The sequence below is a fragment of the Pseudoalteromonas carrageenovora IAM 12662 genome (genome assembly GCF_900239935.1).
In the GTDB taxonomy this organism is placed as follows: Bacteria; Pseudomonadota; Gammaproteobacteria; order Enterobacterales; family Alteromonadaceae; genus Pseudoalteromonas; species Pseudoalteromonas carrageenovora.
Map to the genome: position 1 here is coordinate 341,831 of NZ_LT965929.1, position 16,571 is coordinate 358,401.

The 16,571-nt window shown below is 42.3% G+C and carries 17 protein-coding genes; 8 read left to right on the forward strand and 9 right to left on the reverse strand.

Going from position 1 to position 16,571, the window contains the following annotated elements; translation table 11 throughout:
• Positions 1 to 186 precede the first annotated feature (186 nt).
• Together ALFOR1_RS17875 and ALFOR1_RS17880 are read left to right on the forward strand one after the other, a co-directional pair.
• Complete coding sequence (locus ALFOR1_RS17875; protein WP_104643908.1) at positions 187 to 453, forward strand: hypothetical protein; 267 nt, start codon at positions 187 to 189, stop codon at positions 451 to 453.
• 147 nt (positions 454 to 600) lie between these two features.
• Positions 601 to 948, forward strand: coding sequence for an immunity protein Imm33 domain-containing protein (locus tag ALFOR1_RS17880; RefSeq protein ID WP_104643909.1), 348 nt, complete (start codon positions 601 to 603; stop codon positions 946 to 948).
• Positions 949 to 1,361: 413 nt separating this feature from the next.
• Here ALFOR1_RS17880 and ALFOR1_RS17885 read toward each other — a convergent pair whose 3' ends face one another.
• Positions 1,362 to 2,516, reverse strand: a complete 1,155-nt coding sequence (locus ALFOR1_RS17885) for an IS110 family RNA-guided transposase (protein WP_104642378.1) — start codon at positions 2,514 to 2,516, stop codon at positions 1,362 to 1,364.
• A 127-nt stretch (positions 2,517 to 2,643) separates the two neighbouring features.
• On the opposite strand from ALFOR1_RS17885, the gene ALFOR1_RS17890 reads away from it, so the two are divergent.
• The 5 genes from ALFOR1_RS17890 to ALFOR1_RS17910 all read left to right on the forward strand — a co-directional run bounded on the left by ALFOR1_RS17890 (position 2,644) and on the right by ALFOR1_RS17910 (position 6,330).
• Complete coding sequence (locus ALFOR1_RS17890; protein ID WP_104643910.1) at positions 2,644 to 2,940, forward strand: hypothetical protein; 297 nt, start codon at positions 2,644 to 2,646, stop codon at positions 2,938 to 2,940.
• Positions 2,941 to 3,061: 121 nt separating this feature from the next.
• The gene (locus tag ALFOR1_RS17895; protein WP_104643911.1) at positions 3,062 to 3,610 is read left to right on the forward strand and encodes a hypothetical protein; all 549 of its coding nucleotides are present in this window, start codon (positions 3,062 to 3,064) and stop codon (positions 3,608 to 3,610) included.
• Positions 3,611 to 3,726: 116 nt separating this feature from the next.
• On the forward strand, positions 3,727 to 3,963 hold the full coding sequence (locus tag ALFOR1_RS17900) for a hypothetical protein (protein WP_104643912.1): 237 nt from the start codon (positions 3,727 to 3,729) through the stop codon (positions 3,961 to 3,963).
• A gap of 119 nt (positions 3,964 to 4,082) precedes the next feature.
• Entirely contained in the window at positions 4,083 to 4,454 is a 372-nt protein-coding gene (locus ALFOR1_RS17905; protein WP_058549988.1) for a hypothetical protein, read from the forward strand.
• Between the two features lie 337 nt (positions 4,455 to 4,791).
• Positions 4,792 to 6,330 (forward strand): glucan biosynthesis protein, encoded by a 1,539-nt coding sequence (locus ALFOR1_RS17910; protein ID WP_104643913.1) that lies wholly within the window; start codon positions 4,792 to 4,794, stop codon positions 6,328 to 6,330.
• A gap of 290 nt (positions 6,331 to 6,620) precedes the next feature.
• Here the strand turns inward: ALFOR1_RS17910 and ALFOR1_RS17915 are convergent, their stop codons facing one another.
• From ALFOR1_RS17915 to ALFOR1_RS17945, 7 genes are all read right to left on the reverse strand, one after another.
• Entirely contained in the window at positions 6,621 to 7,904 is a 1,284-nt protein-coding gene (locus ALFOR1_RS17915; RefSeq protein WP_104643914.1) for an allantoate amidohydrolase, read from the reverse strand.
• Between the two features lie 15 nt (positions 7,905 to 7,919).
• Positions 7,920 to 9,149 carry a pyridoxal-phosphate-dependent aminotransferase family protein gene (locus tag ALFOR1_RS17920; protein ID WP_104643915.1) on the reverse strand — a complete coding sequence of 410 codons (1,230 nt, stop codon included), beginning with the start codon at positions 9,147 to 9,149 and terminating at the stop codon, positions 7,920 to 7,922.
• A 3-nt stretch (positions 9,150 to 9,152) separates the two neighbouring features.
• A complete protein-coding gene (locus tag ALFOR1_RS17925; protein WP_058549984.1) occupies positions 9,153 to 9,977 on the reverse strand; it encodes a sulfite exporter TauE/SafE family protein in 825 nt (274 codons plus the stop codon).
• Positions 9,974 to 11,548 (reverse strand): gamma-glutamyltransferase family protein, encoded by a 1,575-nt coding sequence (locus ALFOR1_RS17930; protein WP_104643916.1) that lies wholly within the window; start codon positions 11,546 to 11,548, stop codon positions 9,974 to 9,976. The genes ALFOR1_RS17925 and ALFOR1_RS17930 overlap by 4 nt, the downstream gene beginning before the upstream one ends.
• The gene (locus ALFOR1_RS17935) at positions 11,545 to 12,753 is read right to left on the reverse strand and encodes an amidase family protein (RefSeq protein ID WP_058549982.1); all 1,209 of its coding nucleotides are present in this window, start codon (positions 12,751 to 12,753) and stop codon (positions 11,545 to 11,547) included. The genes ALFOR1_RS17930 and ALFOR1_RS17935 overlap by 4 nt, the downstream gene beginning before the upstream one ends.
• Positions 12,754 to 13,089: 336 nt before the next feature.
• Positions 13,090 to 13,572: a putative 4-hydroxy-4-methyl-2-oxoglutarate aldolase gene (locus ALFOR1_RS17940; protein WP_104643917.1), complete on the reverse strand. Its 483-nt coding sequence runs from the start codon at positions 13,570 to 13,572 to the stop codon at positions 13,090 to 13,092.
• A gap of 3 nt (positions 13,573 to 13,575) precedes the next feature.
• Positions 13,576 to 14,229, reverse strand: a complete 654-nt coding sequence (locus ALFOR1_RS17945; RefSeq protein WP_104644175.1) for a TetR/AcrR family transcriptional regulator — start codon at positions 14,227 to 14,229, stop codon at positions 13,576 to 13,578.
• A gap of 165 nt (positions 14,230 to 14,394) precedes the next feature.
• Between ALFOR1_RS17945 and yddG the strand changes: the two genes are divergently transcribed.
• Complete coding sequence (yddG, locus tag ALFOR1_RS17950; RefSeq protein ID WP_104643918.1) at positions 14,395 to 15,315, forward strand: aromatic amino acid DMT transporter YddG; 921 nt, start codon at positions 14,395 to 14,397, stop codon at positions 15,313 to 15,315.
• Positions 15,316 to 15,636: 321 nt separating this feature from the next.
• On the opposite strand, the gene ALFOR1_RS17955 is transcribed toward yddG, so the two are convergent.
• Complete coding sequence (locus tag ALFOR1_RS17955) at positions 15,637 to 16,503, reverse strand: alpha/beta hydrolase family protein (RefSeq protein WP_058549978.1); 867 nt, start codon at positions 16,501 to 16,503, stop codon at positions 15,637 to 15,639.
• Positions 16,504 to 16,571: the final 68 nt, after the last annotated feature.

A 16,571-nucleotide genomic window follows, 5' to 3' on the forward strand; every position in this document is an offset into this window, starting at 1 on the left:
CCAATAACATTATTAAACGCCGTTTTGGTGCAAAATAACAAAGGGCTTTTTATAAAATGCCTAAATACTTGTTTACATTAAAGTTATTTAGTGGAATTATTGAACAATGTAATATACGCCGTTTTGGGGTGCTATAAACCCCCAAAGTGGTGTTCAATAAGCTGTTAGATATACAAGGAAGGTTCAGTGCCAATTTATGTCAAAGTAGATGGTTCAGGTGAAAAATTAGCTCACCTTGCAGAAGGTGATTGGGAATTACCATCTCAGATAGAAGCACTAGAATTCTGGCTTCTCACAAATCCTCTCAATCTCACACCAGCAAAGTACATAGCAGATCTTGGTTTTACTGTAAGAGAGAACGCATGTGGTGGCGGGGCAATATTGTCACCAGAAGCAATGTCTATAATGGGGCGTCTAGGTATCAAGCTGTACTTATCAGAGTACGGTGAGTAATGTATACCTAACAAACGCATTAACACTCGCTGCGCTCGCTAGGGACAAAACACGTAGGCTCCCTGCGCTTCGCTTGGTATTGTAGCCTACGTATTTTTGCCCGTTATGCGGGCCGTTATATGCTTTTGAAAGTTTGGAGTCTAAATCTTGAGCATTGAGTTAAATCAGCAAGAGTGTTGTGAACATTATGGTGCTCAGTACCAACCAGTAGAGCAAGCTCAACTTGTAACTATATCAAAAGGCATTTACGAAGGAGTTACCCCAGTTGAAGGAGTTCGTTACCCTTCACCTGAACATATGAGTGGTTGGTGGTTAACTACTGATGAATATAATGGAAATATTGATTCATTGGTTACAGTTCATTTCCAGCATATCATTGAAAAACGTCCTGAATTGGCACTATATATGGCATTACCTTTCGGCTATCGTTTTAACTTGGGCGGCGAAACTGAACATGTATGGTTTGATCAGGAAGTGGCGAATGAAAGCATATAACAAGTTGCTCAAGTTCGTTCGTAAACTCACTGGGACAATTAACAGTTGGCTTGGCGCTTCGCGCAAGTTTAGCCAACAGTCAATTGCCCCTTAGCAAAGTGTTGGTATGACTCCCACTGTCAAGTTAAACGCACTGATCCCTGCCTAACTTTTTTAAGCCATAATTACTTTAGCTCGAATTAGAGCGAGTTAATACATAAGATGAAGCAAGTAATTTCGTCGGTTATCTTGCTGATATTCGTTGGTTATTACTATTTCTAGCAACAGAGCAGACCTTACTTATTCCGTCGTGGCACCTGTCTTCAGTCTATGTTCGTGGTTCAATGCAGCGTTAGCTGCATTGCCATCCTAACGCCGTCGGTGGTTGTGCCACACCCGATGCTTGATCCCATGCATTAACTCTAATTCGTTTATCATGCGGGTACTCTTGCCAATCTAAGTTTTGCGTTCACTGGCGTAAGTACCACTTCTTTTGCAATGGCCCATATGTACGCAATCATTTCTCGGGCAATTGCGGTGACAACAAGGTTGTAGTGTTTCCCTTTGGCTATCATTTTTTTATAGCGCTTGCAGAGCCTAAGTTGTGCTTTCCACGCAATATCAATAATGTCCTTTGGTAAACCTTCTTGTCGTTTTTGCATATCTGTCGATATATTTGCCGCATACCGATAAGTGTGTGCACCTTCAACGAGAAGGCGTCTTGCTCGGCCGTTTCCGCATTTTGTGATAGCGCCAATATGGCGTTTGCCACCACTCGAGTGTTCACTGGGTACAAGACCGAGATAACTCATTAATTTACGGGGATGGTCGAAGCGCGATAAATCACCAAGCTCAGCTACAACGCCGGTGGCGACCAACAAGCGAACACCTCGCATTGCTTGTATTGCTTTAACAACGGGATAATAACGCCATTGATGGACGTGATGTGTTAGTTCATTGTCTAGTCTTTCAAGTCGGCTTATTCGCTCGGTAATTGTTTGTAAAAACTCCTGTAAGACAATGTGCTGCGCGGGATGTGGCAGCACAAGCTCAGTGAGCCAACGTAAATGTTTTTGTGACCAATTTGCGGTGCCTTTGTAATTAATATTATTGCGAAGCATCAACGCTTTTAATTGATATTTAGCATCTTTTAAATCTTCCATGGCTATTTCGCGTGCGCGAGATAAATCGCGTACGGCTTCATCTTCAGGCTCGGGAACATAGATAGGTGTTAAATCTTCAGATTTAAGTAATTTAGCGAGCTTAAGGGCATCACGTTTATCGGTTTTAATCTTCTCGCCTGGTTTTTTAGGAATAAGAGACGGGGCAACCACATAACAGCAATGGCCAAGGCTTGTGATTAATCTGTAAATCCAATAACCACAAGGGCCTGCTTCATAAACAAAGTGTAGCGTTGCGCCAGGGTATTTAGATTCAAACTGACGAACAAGCTTTTGAACGGCCACTTTGGAAGAAGAAAATCGACCAAGGTGAACAGGTTGAGAGCCTCTATGTTCTTCAATATAGGCGACTTCATTGAATTCTTTATGTGTATCAAGTCCGATAAAAAGTATGCTATGTTTGTTCATGTTAGCCTCTGCTGTTTAGTTAATTGACAAACTAATTATGGCTCTGGCTTTGAATTAAGCTAACCCACGAAAAGCGGAGGCTAACACCGTGTGGGAGTCATTATGTCTATATTTACAAGGAGGTTTAATGTTTTATTTTAAACTCTATGATGACAAAAGGTTAAAAGACCTCAAGCATAGTAAGAAAATCGAGATCGTGAATAACGCTGTAAAATTATATCGAAAAGATAAGCCATTGAATATTACCAGCCGATTACTGGCAATGTTAATTTGGGGCGGTATTCCTGCTGTAGTTTTATTTTTAGTCTTCAGTTTTGGTCTTGCTATTGGTTGGTTTGCACTATCTATCTTCATTCTTGAGATTAAATTAGCTAATGATGAAAGCGCTGATGTCGAAACATACCTAAACCAAGTGTTAGAGTAATGTAAATATAACAAGCCATTCAAGAGGGAAAATTTACAGTTGGCTATTTTCACTCCGTTCAACATTATAGCCAACAATAAATTTCCCCTTAATGGGGCGTTAGGAATTTAGTGAGTCAATTATGCTCGTTGACAATATCGAAATAGAAGATATAAACCCAATACCTCCAATTGAAGATAAAGATCAAAAAGAGGTATTTGCATTTTATGGCTTAGCTTCCTATGCAGGTCAATGCTTAGAAAAAGGTATGGTCAACTTTGCTATGGCATACCAATTACTTGATGAATCGGCATTAACAGAGCAAGAGTGGTTAGATATATATGATCACTTAAACAAGCAAACCTTTGGTAGGCTACTAAATCAAATTAAATCTAAAATTGAAATCCCCATTAAAATAGAAGAAAGGCTCAACCTATCACTGAAAAAACGTAATTGGCTAGCTCATGATTTCTTCTATGATTATGCTACTCACTTTTGTGACCCTACAAGTGATGGCATTGTCGTTATGATTAAAGAGCTTCAAGATATGATTTATTTATTTCAAGTTACAGACCGATTAATTGACACTATTTACTTAAAAGTATGGGAAAAATTTGGTGTAACAGAAGAATGGATACAAAAAGAGATGGAAGAACAATACAAAGAATACCTATCGGTTAAAAGTGCCTAACAAACGCATTAATAATGGACGTCTTTCGCTTGGCTGGCGCTCATTCTTCGCTAATTATAGCCAAGCTAATCCGCCCATTATGCGGGCGTTAGGTGTTTCTCAGGTTTGGAGTTCAAATGGGATTTAAGTTTTGGTTCGTTAGAGCATTAAAAGTATTTCTTGGAGTAGCTGCCTTACTTTTTATAGTTGAGTTGCTTAAACAGCATTCAGTCCAAGAAGCATTAATCTTTGCTTGTACTTGGTCTTTAATCACAACAACAATATTTATATGTTCAAGGCTATATCAATCACGTAAAGGTGTAGAGTGTTCTTTGTGCAATGACATTCCAAACAAAAGTGATAAAAACACCTAATAAGTCGTTAAGCACAGAAGCGTAGACGGTCGCCATCATTTTTTCAGAAAACAAAAGGCGCAAAAACGCTATCAACCTATGCTCCGGTTAACGAGGCGTTAGCGGTACTCAGAGGTTTTGTGAAATATAAAATTTTAGAGAGTGATAATTCAACAAATACTATTGAGGTTATAAACCTTAATTTTGATGTTGATCTCCTAACAATTACAATATCTATTGACGGTGATAAAATTGATATTATTTTCGAAGAGCCTGCAGGTTTTCGAGTCTTAGATGAAGGTGACTTGTTAGAGTTTTGGCCTGAATGTTCCTTACAAGCAGGGTGGCTCTACGAAATAATTACTGGTGGCTGGTTCGACTTAGAAAGTAAGCGTAATGGTTTTTCATCGTGTGGTAATTCAGAAATAACGGAATATTTAGTGGTTGGTGTAAATTATTGCGTAAATATTCTTGGTTGGGAAAAGCCAAGTATTCAGCAAAGTACGCGCTAACAATAGGCCCTAAGGTGGACGACTAGTAAAATTCAGCCATTAATTGCAAGTTTTAAAAGTGGTGAGCCTCTTCGTTTTCCACCACCTAAATACAACCCTTATCCATTTGAATACCAGCGATCTAATAATCAATTGCGCTATCCCCACTTATTTTCACTTCAGCGATACCATCAAACGCGCCGCACCAAAAACAAATTAACGAAGAGACAAATAACAATACTTTAGTAAACGCTAGTTCATATTACGTAACGTAATATCCATACAGAACTTTAAGTTAAACATGCGTTCGTGCAGCGTTCCCATTTTTATTTGACTCAATTTATTGGACATTCTTTTTATGAAATTAAAGTTATTTATCGCAATTATTTTTAGCACTTCGATGTCGTCTTACGCGACAGAAGCAGTAGATAAAACGGAGTTTTCATTCGAAGACTTAAAAGCGCTGGCAAAAGCCTCTGCCGAAAAGCCCTATACGGCAACTAAGGTGCCAGCGCCGGAGTTAATTGATAAAATTACGTATGACGAACACTGGAAAATACGTTTTAAAGAAGATAAAACCTTATATCCAAATGGTAAAAAGGCACCTGTGCAACTATTTTACCCTGGCCGATACTTTCCTGAGCCAGTAAGTATTTATATTAGGGATGATAAAAACAACGTTAGAGAACTGCCTTTTAGTAATGAGCTTTTTGATATGCCTGACGACAGCCCTGCCCACGACCTGCCAGAAGGGTTTGGGTTTGCAGGCTTTAGAATTATGCGCCCAGATATAAAACCAGATTGGATATCGTTTTTGGGAGCATCTTATTTTAGAACTGATGGCCCACAAGGGCAATATGGTTTGTCGGCTCGCGGTATTGCAATTAATACGGGTATGAATCAACCAGAAGAATTTCCGCGCTTTTCTGCATTTTGGATTGGCCCCGCAGAAAAAAAAGGTGAAAGTGTGTCTGTTTGGGCATTGCTTGAAGGGCCCTCTATCACCGGTGCTTATCGGTTTGGTTTAAGTAAAGATAACAAAGAAGCCAAAGGCCATATCACCTCTGTGAGTGCTAATTTGTATATGCGCGCCGATGTAGAGCGTTTAGGTATAGCGCCATTAACGAGTATGTATTGGTACTCAGAAAAAGATAAAATAGAAGCTAAAGATTGGCGCCCAGAAATTCACGATAGTGATGGCTTAGCGATTCATACTGGATCGGGGCAGTACATTTGGCGACCGTTAAATAACCCTCAGTCGGTATCGACCAATAGCTTTATTGATGAGAACCCTAAAGGCTTTGGTTTAATTCAAAGGGATCGTGATTTTAATAACTACCAAGACGATGGCGTATTTTACAATAAGCGTTCATCAGCGTGGATAAAGCCTCAGGGGGATTGGGGTAAAGGTGCTGTACAGCTAGTTGAAATTCCTACAAAAGATGAAACGTTTGACAATATTGTTGCCTATTGGGTACCTGAAAAAGAGGCGCGTAAAGGCGATGAATTTACGTTTTCTTATGATATTGAATGGCGGCCACTCGACCCAAAATCAAAAGAGTTAGCAAGTGTTGTGAATACTCGCCAGGGGCAGGGTGGAATTCCTGGTCAGCCTATTCCTGAGGGCGTGAACAAAATGGTAATTGATTTTGAAGGGCCTGTATTTAAAGGGCTCGATAGAGAAAGTGGTATAAAGCCTATAGTTGAAGCCAGTAACGGCGAAATACTAGAGCCAATTGGCGCTTACCCTATAGTGGGAACTAACCAATGGCGATTAGCGTTTGATTACAAGCAATCTAACAATAACCCAACGCATATACGCGCGTATTTAGTGGATAAAAATGATGAAGCGATAACCGAAACGTGGGTAAGTGATGCAAAGGTAACGATTGAATAGCTCTGCTTCAATCAGTATTAAACTAAATTGAAGAGTTATATATTGCGGTACTTTATATAGCCCTTCAAATTTTAAAGCTATTTTTTATGTTTGAATTTTACCTAAACGGTTTTAAATACGATTGCGGCTGTAATTAATAGCAATATTGCAAAGGTATGCTGACCAAAAACTTGAAAGACAAGCCAGGCTGCCACAGTTATAAATACACAAGCTATTAGAAATAAAATGTTTTTTAACATCCAATGTTCTCAAAATTAAAAGAGCTACTAATTTAGCTCTTTTGTTCAACTTTAGCCTAACTCTTTCACATACAGCACAAGTGCACTGTACATTACACTTAGTGCCTTTGTTACATCACTGTCTATAACGGCTTCTGCTGGGTGATGGCTTATGCCGCCAGGGCTGCGTATAAACAACATACCAACAGGGCAAATAGGGGCTATGGCCATGGCATCGTGCCCTGCGCCTGAGGCAAGTGAAGGTGAGGCTTGGTTATTAAGTTTGCATGCGCTAGTAAATAAATGCTGAATTTTAGTGTCGCACGCTACGGCGTCGGCCGCATGTGTCCATTGCCAATCAAGCGTTAAATTACGCGATGTTGCAATTTGATCTGCGCGGGTATGTATTGCATTAAGTAATATGGCTAGGTCGTCATCGTTTTGAGCGCGGGCATCTAGGCTAATGGTGGTTTTACCGGCAATAACGTTTGTAGCGCCTGGGCGTGCTTGAATTTGCCCAACGGTGGCTACTTCGCCATTACTCGCACTTTTTGCTAGTTGCTCTATGGCAAGAGTCAGTTCGGCGCAGCCTGCTAACGAATCCTGACGTAAATTCATAGGCGTAGTACCAGCGTGACCGCTTTGACCTGTTAGGGTGATCATAGCGCGCTTTGCCCCTGCAATGGCAGTAACAATGCCTAATGCCTGATTTACCGACTCAAGCACGGGGCCTTGCTCTATGTGGGTTTCCCAGTAACCGAGTAACTCATTTTTGTTTAGTGTTGCTTTTGCATAGTTTGCGGGGTTTAGGTCAAAGTCGAGCATGGCTTGGCGCATAGTAATGCCGTTTGTATCTTCTATATTTAACCACTGCGGGTCAAACTCGTTTGCCAGTGCTTTTGAGCCAATTAATGTGGTGGCAAAGCGGGTGCCTTCTTCATCACAAAAACCTACAACATCTAAATGAAACGGTAAATCAAGCTTAAGTGTATTCGCAAGGGCGGCTATTTCAATACCGAGTAACACTCCTAAAATGCCATCAAATGCACCGGCATTTGGTACGGTGTCGAGGTGTGAGCCAATAATTAAACGTTTAGCGTTTGGGTTTGACGATTTTAGCCGACCCCATAAATTACCTACTTCGTCTTGCCACGATTGCATGCCCGCCTCAGCCATCCACGCGGCAGTAACGCTATTACACTCTTTGTGCTCTTTAGATAAATACACGCGGTGAATACCGCCCTGCATTTGCGATAAGCCACTGAGTGTTTTACAGCGCGCTAAGGCGCGCGCAGCATAGGTGTTAGCTAGCTCATTATTTAATAATGGCGCTAGAGAGGGGGTTGCAATCGTCATGCTAAATCCTTTTTATTATTTATAATGGGTAAGGGCGGCAATAGCGGCTTCGCCTTTAGGGCCTTTGTAACCGTTGGCATGTAAGCAGGCATCTAAACTTGCCAATGTTTGCAGTACGGCATCTTTACGGGCGTTGTAACCCATGGTGCCAATACGCCAAATTTTGCCATGCAGTGGCCCAAACGAGGTGCCAATTTCAATACCAAAGTCGTTTAGCATTTGAGCGCGTACGTGATCGGCATTAATACCCTCAGGTATATAAACACCCAGCACGTTGTTCATTTTGTGGTTTAAATCACCAAATACGTTTAAGCCCAGCGCTTGAATACCTGTTAGCATGGCATCGCCATGTAATTTATGGCGGGCAACGCAGTTATCTACACCTTCTTCAATTACAATGCGGGCACATTCGGATGCGCAGTAAAGCATGCTTGTGGCTTCGGTATGATGGTTGAGGCGCTCCTCCCCCCAGTAATTCATGATCATGCCTAAATCAAAGTAGTTAGAGCGTACAAATGGCTCGGTGCCATCGGTATGCTCTGCGGTACGAATACCCGCTTCTGCTTTTTTACGTTTTTGGATCCAATCGGCGCATTTGTCGCTAAGTGTTAATGGCGCAGAGCCAGAGGGACCACCTAAGCATTTTTGCAAACCAACCGAAAGCGCATCGAGTTTCCACTCATCGGCGGGTAAATCGTTACCTACAATTGAGGCGGTGGCATCGCAGTAAAATAATACATCGTGCTTTTGGCAAATATCACCAATGTATTCAAGCGGTTGGTTCATGGTTGTAGAGGTATCGCCTTGTACCATTGCAAGTACATGGGGTTTTACATCAACAATGGCTTTTTCTATTTGCTCGGGAGTAAATACTTCGCCCCATGGTACTTCTATGGTGTGCACTTTAGCGCCTACACGCTCGGCTATTTCAGCAAGCAAGTGGCCAAAGCGCCCCATAATTGGCACAAGTACTTTATCGCCTGGGCGTAAAATAGAGCACAAAACGGCTTCTATTCCTGCGCGTGATGTACCGTCAACTAACATGGTCCATTCGTTTTTGGTTTTAAATATTTCGCGATAGCGGGCCATGGTTTTGTTCATAAAACCGGTCATTACTGGGTCGTATTGGCCAATTAGCTGCGCCGACATAGCACGCAGTACGCGTGGATCTGCGTTAATTGGCCCAGGCCCCATTAGTAAACGTTGCGGCGGATTTAAAGTTTGAATTTGCGTGTTGCTAAACATGTTTTAGGCTCCCAGAGTCTGAATAAGCATGCGAATACCCGTTATCATTAAGACAACGGCAAAAGCGCGTTTTAATTGTTTTTGATCCAGCTTGCTACCAATTTTTACGCCAATAGGCGCAAACAAAATAGTCAGCGGAATAATAAGAAAAAAGGCAGGGAGGTTAACTAACCCCCACGTACCTAGGGGAGCATCGGTTGGCGTTGTGCCAATACTTAATAAGGTAATTACGCCTGGTAGCGCAATAAGTAAGCCAAATACGGCTGCAGTGCCTACAGCAACATGGGCACGTACGTTAAATGCGTTTAGCATGGGTACACCAATTGTACCACCGCCTATGCCGATCATGACCGATAAGCCACCAACAATACTTGCCATTATGCCTTGGCCAAATTTACCCGGTAACTTACTTACAAGGGCAGGGGCGCCGGCTCTAAATAACATGTTAAGGCTAACTAAAATAGCAATACAAGCAAACATAAGTACCAGTGCATTACCGCGTATTGTGTGCGCTAAGTAGCTGCCTACAACGGCCATTACTAAAATAAACGGCGCCCAGTATTTAATTAAAGCAAGGTCAATGTTGCCCTTTGCATGGTGCGAGCGAATAGACGAAATAGACGTAGGCACTATGGTGGCAAGCGATGTCGCGGTTGCTATCATCATGGCCGACTCAGGGCTTACACCAAAACCTTGCAATAAAAAGTACAGCACAGGCACAATTACTATGCCGCCGCCTACACCAAATAGGCCTGCTAAAATACCTGCAAAAATGCCGGTTGCTATTAAGGCCACAATAATGGGCCATTGGTTTATTATTTCTGTCATTGTGTTCCTGCTGTAGTTACTGTTGCACGACCATCTGAACGAGGATCGGTTGCTGCTTCAAGGCTGGTAGGCGTATCTAAAATTGCACCCGCGTGGCCCATCATTTCATTGTTATTATCAACGCTTACCCAGTCGTGGTCACGTTGATTTAATTCATGTTTAATTTTTGAGGCTAGGGTTTGCTCTACTTTTAAATTAGTGCTGGTGTCGCCCCATGTACGGCCAAGTAACCAGCGCGGGTCGCTCACCGCTTGGTTAATCGATTTATTACGCCACGCGTAACCTGTAAATACTGCGGCTTGTGTTTGAGGTTGCCCTTCACCGCCCATGGTGCCGTAGGCAAGGCGCCTGCCATCGTCAAATTTTGCTAAAGCAGGGTTAAGTGTATGAGCCGGTTTTTTATGCGCTTTTAAGGCATTGGCATCGTTGCTATTTAAACTAAAACTTAAACCGCGGTTATTCCACACAAAGCCACCTTCGCTCATCAAAATGCCGCTACCAAATTCCCAGTAAACACTTTGAATAAAGCTCACGAGTTGGCCGTTTTTATCACGTGCTGCCATCCAAACGGTATCGCCTGGCTCTGCATTAAATGGCCATTGCTTGGCTTGGCTCATATCTATATTGCTGGCAAGCGCATTTAAGCGCTCATCAGTTAGTGCGTTTTTATAATCATCGCCAAGCGCATCTGGGTCGGCCCAAAGTGTAGGGCGGTGGGTAAAGCTTTGTTTGGTTGCCTCAACAATTAAGTGCATCCAATCAGCCTCTGTTTTGGCTAAATGTTTTAGTTTATTAACAGCGCCAATTATTTGCAAAGAATGCACGCCTTGTGTGGGGGCGGGCAAGTTATAACACTGTATGCCCGATAAATTAGCACTGAGCGGCGTTACTAAATCGGCCTGAGTATTGGCAATATCTGCGCGTGTAATTGCACTGCCTGCGGCAGCTAAATCGTTTGCAAACGACTCTGCTAACGGCCCTTGGTAAAAAGCGTTTAAGCCATGCTCGGCTAAGTGCTCAAAGGTATTGGCAAGTTTTGGATTTTTAAAGTGTTGCCCTGCTTGTAAAGGTTTACCGTTGGGGATGTATAGCGCTTTAAAGGCATCGTTAGTATTGGCAACACTTGCCAGTTTTTCGCAGCCCGCTTGCAGGCTTTTTGTAACAGTAAAACCTTCGCGGGCAAGCTTAATAGCAGGCGCTAAAATAGTACTTAGTGGCAATGCTGCGTGCTTATCTACCTCAAGTGCTTTTTGCCAGCCACGAAGCGTAGCCGCTTGAGTCAATGCGCTTAAACCACCTCGCTCTGGTATGTGTGGCTCATTGCTGTAGGCACTTATGTCACTTGGTGCGCGCCCGCATGCATCAATTGCGGTAGGGTGGCTTTGGTTTGGGTTATCAATAAGCCAAAAGCTGTCGCCGCCAATCGAGTTCATATGTGGGTAAACCACGCTAATCGCAGCCGCTGCCGCTACCATTGCTTCTGTGGCTGTACCGCCTTGTTTTAGTATAAAGGTGCCTGCCTCGGTCGCTGAAAAGTGCGGGGCAGTAAATGCAATGTTGTGTGTGCTCATGCAGGTGTGTCCTGTTTAAAGTGTGCAGCTAATTGTTGTACGCAGGCAAGTAGGCTTTTATCGTTGCCGTGGCTCATCATTAATGAAAACCCATATGGGTGGCCATTTTCTAAATTAGCCAATGGTAAGTGAACTTGCGCCGAGCGGCTCAAGCCCGCAATGGCAGATAAAGTTATAATTTGCATACGTAAGGCGCTTGTGTTGGTGCCCAATTTAGGTGCGGTTGTGGGTGTGGTTGGCAAAAATAAACAACTTTTTGTGTTTAGGTTTTTAGTTATTAGTGTTTGCCACTGAGTTTGTACTTTTAGTGCTTCTTGCTCTTCTTGGGCGGTTAGTGCCAGTGCCATTTTAAAACGTGCCGCAATTGCCGGAGCAAACTGGGGAAGTTGCCCTGGCAATTGAAGCCAATCTTTATGCGTTTTAGCTATTGCGCGCCCTTGCAATATTCTAAAGCTATCAGCGAGTTCGCTTAATAAGTTGCTATTAGGCAGTTCAAATTCTTTATGGTGCTTAAAATAAGGCTTGGTTTTTTCAAGTAGTTGCTTAATAGGTGTTTGTAAAGCAGGGCTTACTAGCTCAAATAACGGCTCACAAATTACTAAAGTATCAACGTTATTAATAGCTTGATTTGGTAACAGTACATTGCCTACATCGCTTAGTAGTTCTGCACTTTGGGTAAGCCAGCCAATGGTATCAAAAGGGGGAGCTAGCGGAATTAGGCCGTCTTTTTCAATCACGTTATGGCTGGGTCTTATACCAAATAAGCCGCAGTAACTTGCGGGTATTCTAATAGAGCCGCCAGTATCGGTACCTAAGCCAATATCGGCTAAGTTAGCAGCAACGGCGGCCGCCGATCCCATACTCGAACCGCCACTTGCATGACCGCTAAGTTTTGGGTTTTGTGCCGCCCCATAGTGAATGTTATTTCCCTCTAAGCTGTAAGCAAGCTCATCGGTGTGGGTAAAGCCTGTAAAGCTACAACCCTCGTTCATTAACTTATTTACCGCACTTGCTGTTTGCTGGGCAGGTTTTGCTGCTTTAAACCAATTAGGGTTACCTGCGCTGTTGCGCTCACCTTTAACAGCAAATACATCTTTTACTGCAAGGCGCTTATTGATAAGTGCGCCGTGGGTGTGTGTTTGCCATGCTTTTGGGCCATGGTCACAAAAAATACCGGTAAAATTATTATGTGTTTTGGTACTCATATCACCACTCGTTATAAAGTAAATCTGACCAACTGGTTATAATCAGATTTAGGGTGATTAAAAAGACGAATTAATTATTATTATTTTTCAGCTCACTGCGTAACATCTTATTTTTATTTTACAGAGCCTGATCCGCTTTTTAATCGGTTAGCTTATTATATTGCCTAAAAGCTAAGCAAAAGCAATGCCAAATACAATAAAGTTGTCCGCTCGGTCAGGTTTTTATGGGTTTGTATGGTGTTTATAAAAATTTAAGCAATAAAGAGGGCGCAATTTAGAGGTGAAAATACACCAAGTTGGTGCGTGTTTGCACCATCTTGGTTGTAAGTCGGGGGTTTACAATAGTGCGTTTGGGCTAATTATTAAGCCGTTTACATCGGCGTATAACCAATCATTTGGCTTAATTGTGGTGCTAAGCATAGTTACTGTTTGGTTTTTATCACCAAACCCACGCTTTAAAGTACTACGCGGAGTTGAGCCAAGCGCCATTACGGGTAAATCCATAGTGGCAAGTATTTCTATATCGCGGCAACAGCCGTTAATAACAACGCCTTCCCAGCCATTTTTTAATGCGCGCTCTGCCATTATATCGCCTATAAAAGCAAAGCGTTTACTGGCAAAGCCATCAATAACTAATATTTTGCCCTTGCCGTTTTCATGCAGTATATCAGCGGCAAATGAATTGTCTTCTGGGCAGGTAACGGTAACTGCTTGGCCACTAAACGTGGTTTTTTTACCAAAATGGCGCAGGCCGCTGTCGGCTACTTGTACGCTCTCGCGGTGATCGTCAAATAAATCGGGGGTTGTAAAGTTATCCATGGGTTAAGCCTCACTTTGCTCGGGTATTTTTAAGCCAATACCTTTTAAAATAATGTGGGCAATTGACTGCGTAATGTGTGCCACATCGGTTTTATCGTATTCTAATTTGTTCATAACTAGCAGTACTTCAGCTTGAAAGTCGGCGTAGTATTGTGTGGTTGACCAAATGGTAAATAATAAATGGTAAGGGTCAACGTTATCCATTTTATCGGCGTCAATCCATGCTTGAAAAACATCAACCTTTTGCTTTACCCAAGGGCGTGTATTAGTTCTAAAGTAGTTTTGAAGGTACGGTGCACCACGCAGTATTTCGCTGGCAAATAAACGCGATTGCAAAGGCTGATTAACGGCAAGTATTACTTTGCTTTTAATGTAGTTATAAAGCACATGAGCAGGGTCGTCCTCAGGGGTTACATTATCTAGCCCTAAGTTCCAATGCGCTATTATGCGGTCTATTACGGCTTCGTATAGGCCGTCTTTACTTTTAAAGTAATATAAAATATTGGCTTTAGGCACGCATGCCTCTTTGGCAACCATACTCATGCTAGCGCCATCGTAACCAAGCTGAGAAAACAATTGCTCTGCGGCATCGAGTATTAACTTTTGGTTTTTCTCTCGGGTGAGTTCTTTTTTATTTGGCTTTGTTTGTGTGGTCATTATGGCGTTGCTGAGTTTAAGGTGTTGATTGATTGTAACTTTACTGACCGAAAGGTCAATTACTAAAATTTGCTTTATTTTATATAAAAGTATTAGTAACAATTGTTTAAGCGCATAATTACTGGTAGCGTACCCCTAAATGCAGGTAGTACTTTTAGGTAGTTAATGGGCTTTTTTTCTAATCATAAATATACACTTTATGGCATCGCCGCTATTTTATTATGGAGCTGTTTAGTTGCTTTGCTGCGTGATGTGTCTGAGTTATTTGGCCCCATTGGTGGTGCTGCGCTTATGTACAGCGTAAGTACACTTTTTTTAATTATGGTAATGGGGCCGCCAAAATTAGGTGGTTTTAATAAACGCTATATTATTTGGGGTACTGTTTTATTTGCACTTTATGAGGTGTGTTTGGCGCTGTTTGTGGGGCTGGCTAATAATCGCCACCAAGCAGTAGAAATGGCCGTTATAAATTACTTATGGCCCACGCTTACTATTTTACTCAGTATTATAGTTAACCGTAGTAAAGTAAGTTTTTGGATTTACCCTGGCATGTTGCTCGCCTTTTTTGGTGTAGCGTGGTGTGTTGGCGGTGATAGTGGTTTATCTATTAGTAGTATTACCAACAACTTTGCAAGTAATCCTACGGCTTATTTATTGGCTTTTGTAGCGCCGTTTATTTGGTCTGTATACTGTGTAATCACTCAAAAAAGCAGTAATGGTAAAAACGCCATAGTGCTGTTTTTTATAGCCACAGCGTCAAGTTTGTGGGTGCTATATGGTTTAAGTGATGAACCAGCTATGGTGTTTTCAATACATGCAACAATTACGCTTGTTTTAGCAGGTATAGTGGTAGGCAGTGGTTATGCACTCTGGAACCAAGCAATTATTGGCGGTAACTTAATGCTGCTTGGTACGCTTTCGTATTTTACGCCGGTTTTTTCGGCTATTATCTCGGCGCTTTATTTATCAATTACCCTTAGTGCCTCATTTTGGCAAGGGGTAATAATGGTAACTGGCGGCTCACTCGTTTGCTATTTTGTAACGCGTGAGAAGCCAATTAATAAACAAATAAACCCAGTTAACTAGGGCGTGTTGATCCTTGCGGATTGAAATTTGTTCAATCTAAGGGCGATTAAATCGCGGCGCGAGGTTTGTAACCTAGTGGGCTCGGTAACTGCTCCTGCGTTACCCTACTGGCTTACATCCATGTAAGAATAAGTAAAAACCGAGTAACAAAGAGTTTATCGCCCCTAAGCAGAACCCGAAGGGCAGCGCATGTTTGGCATTTATGCTGCGTTATCGCCTATTTATGGGGAATAACCACACTTCATAGGCTCTGCCTTGCCTAAAAACCAAACATACTGCTGCAAATTCAACCATCAAAGATTAACACGCCCTAACCTTTTTTTAGCTGTGTTTATTTAGCCACTCTAATGCGTGTGACCATAAACCATCTGACTTTTTACTAAAAAACTTCATATGGCCAATTTCTTTTAAGCCATAGTCTTTAGGGTTTAAGGTTAACTTACTCGCTTTTAATTTAGAAAATACCGAGAGCATATCGGCGACATTCGCGTTATTTGCAATGTCGTCGTCGGTGGCATTAACCCACATTGACGGCATAACTAAGGTGTTGTAACAGTGTTGAAATACGGTATCGCCAAATGCAGATTGCACATAACCTTGCGCGTTACACCATTTTTGCCACTGCTTAGCAACGCCTTTAGGTAGGGGCTCGCCCATGCCAAACCACTGCGATTTAGTATGGCCAAATAGTGCGTTACTCACCGGAATAACCCCATTCATAAAAAATTGTGCTTTAACCTGATACGCCAAGCGCATATTGGTTAATTTGCCCGACGAACAAGCAAAGTTAAACGCTGAGCTTAACTGATCTGCATTATGCATAAGCCCGACTAATTGCCCGCCAGCACTGTGGCCAACTAAATGATGGCGGGTGCCCGGAAAGGTTTTTTGCAAATACTCAAGTACGGCTGGCATGTCTTGCTCGCCCCAAGTTTGTAATGTGGCCTTACTTTTTTTAATACTGCGGTTAAGCGATTGGCCAATACCTCGGTTGTCAAAGGTAATTACGCCAAAGCCATGTTGCTGTAAGTAAGTAGCAAAGTTTGCATAAAACTGTTGTTTTATGCCGGTTGCGGGGGCAATCATCACCGCACCTTTAATAGGGCTGGTGGGTGTAAATAGGTGTGCGCTTATAGTTTGCCTGTCGTTACAGGTTATAGTGACGTGCTTTGAAGCTTGTATGTTCATTACTTATTGTTGCTTTTTTAAATGCTCAATTCAAAAACTGTAGCTGGTTAGACCAGTTTAAGCAAGAA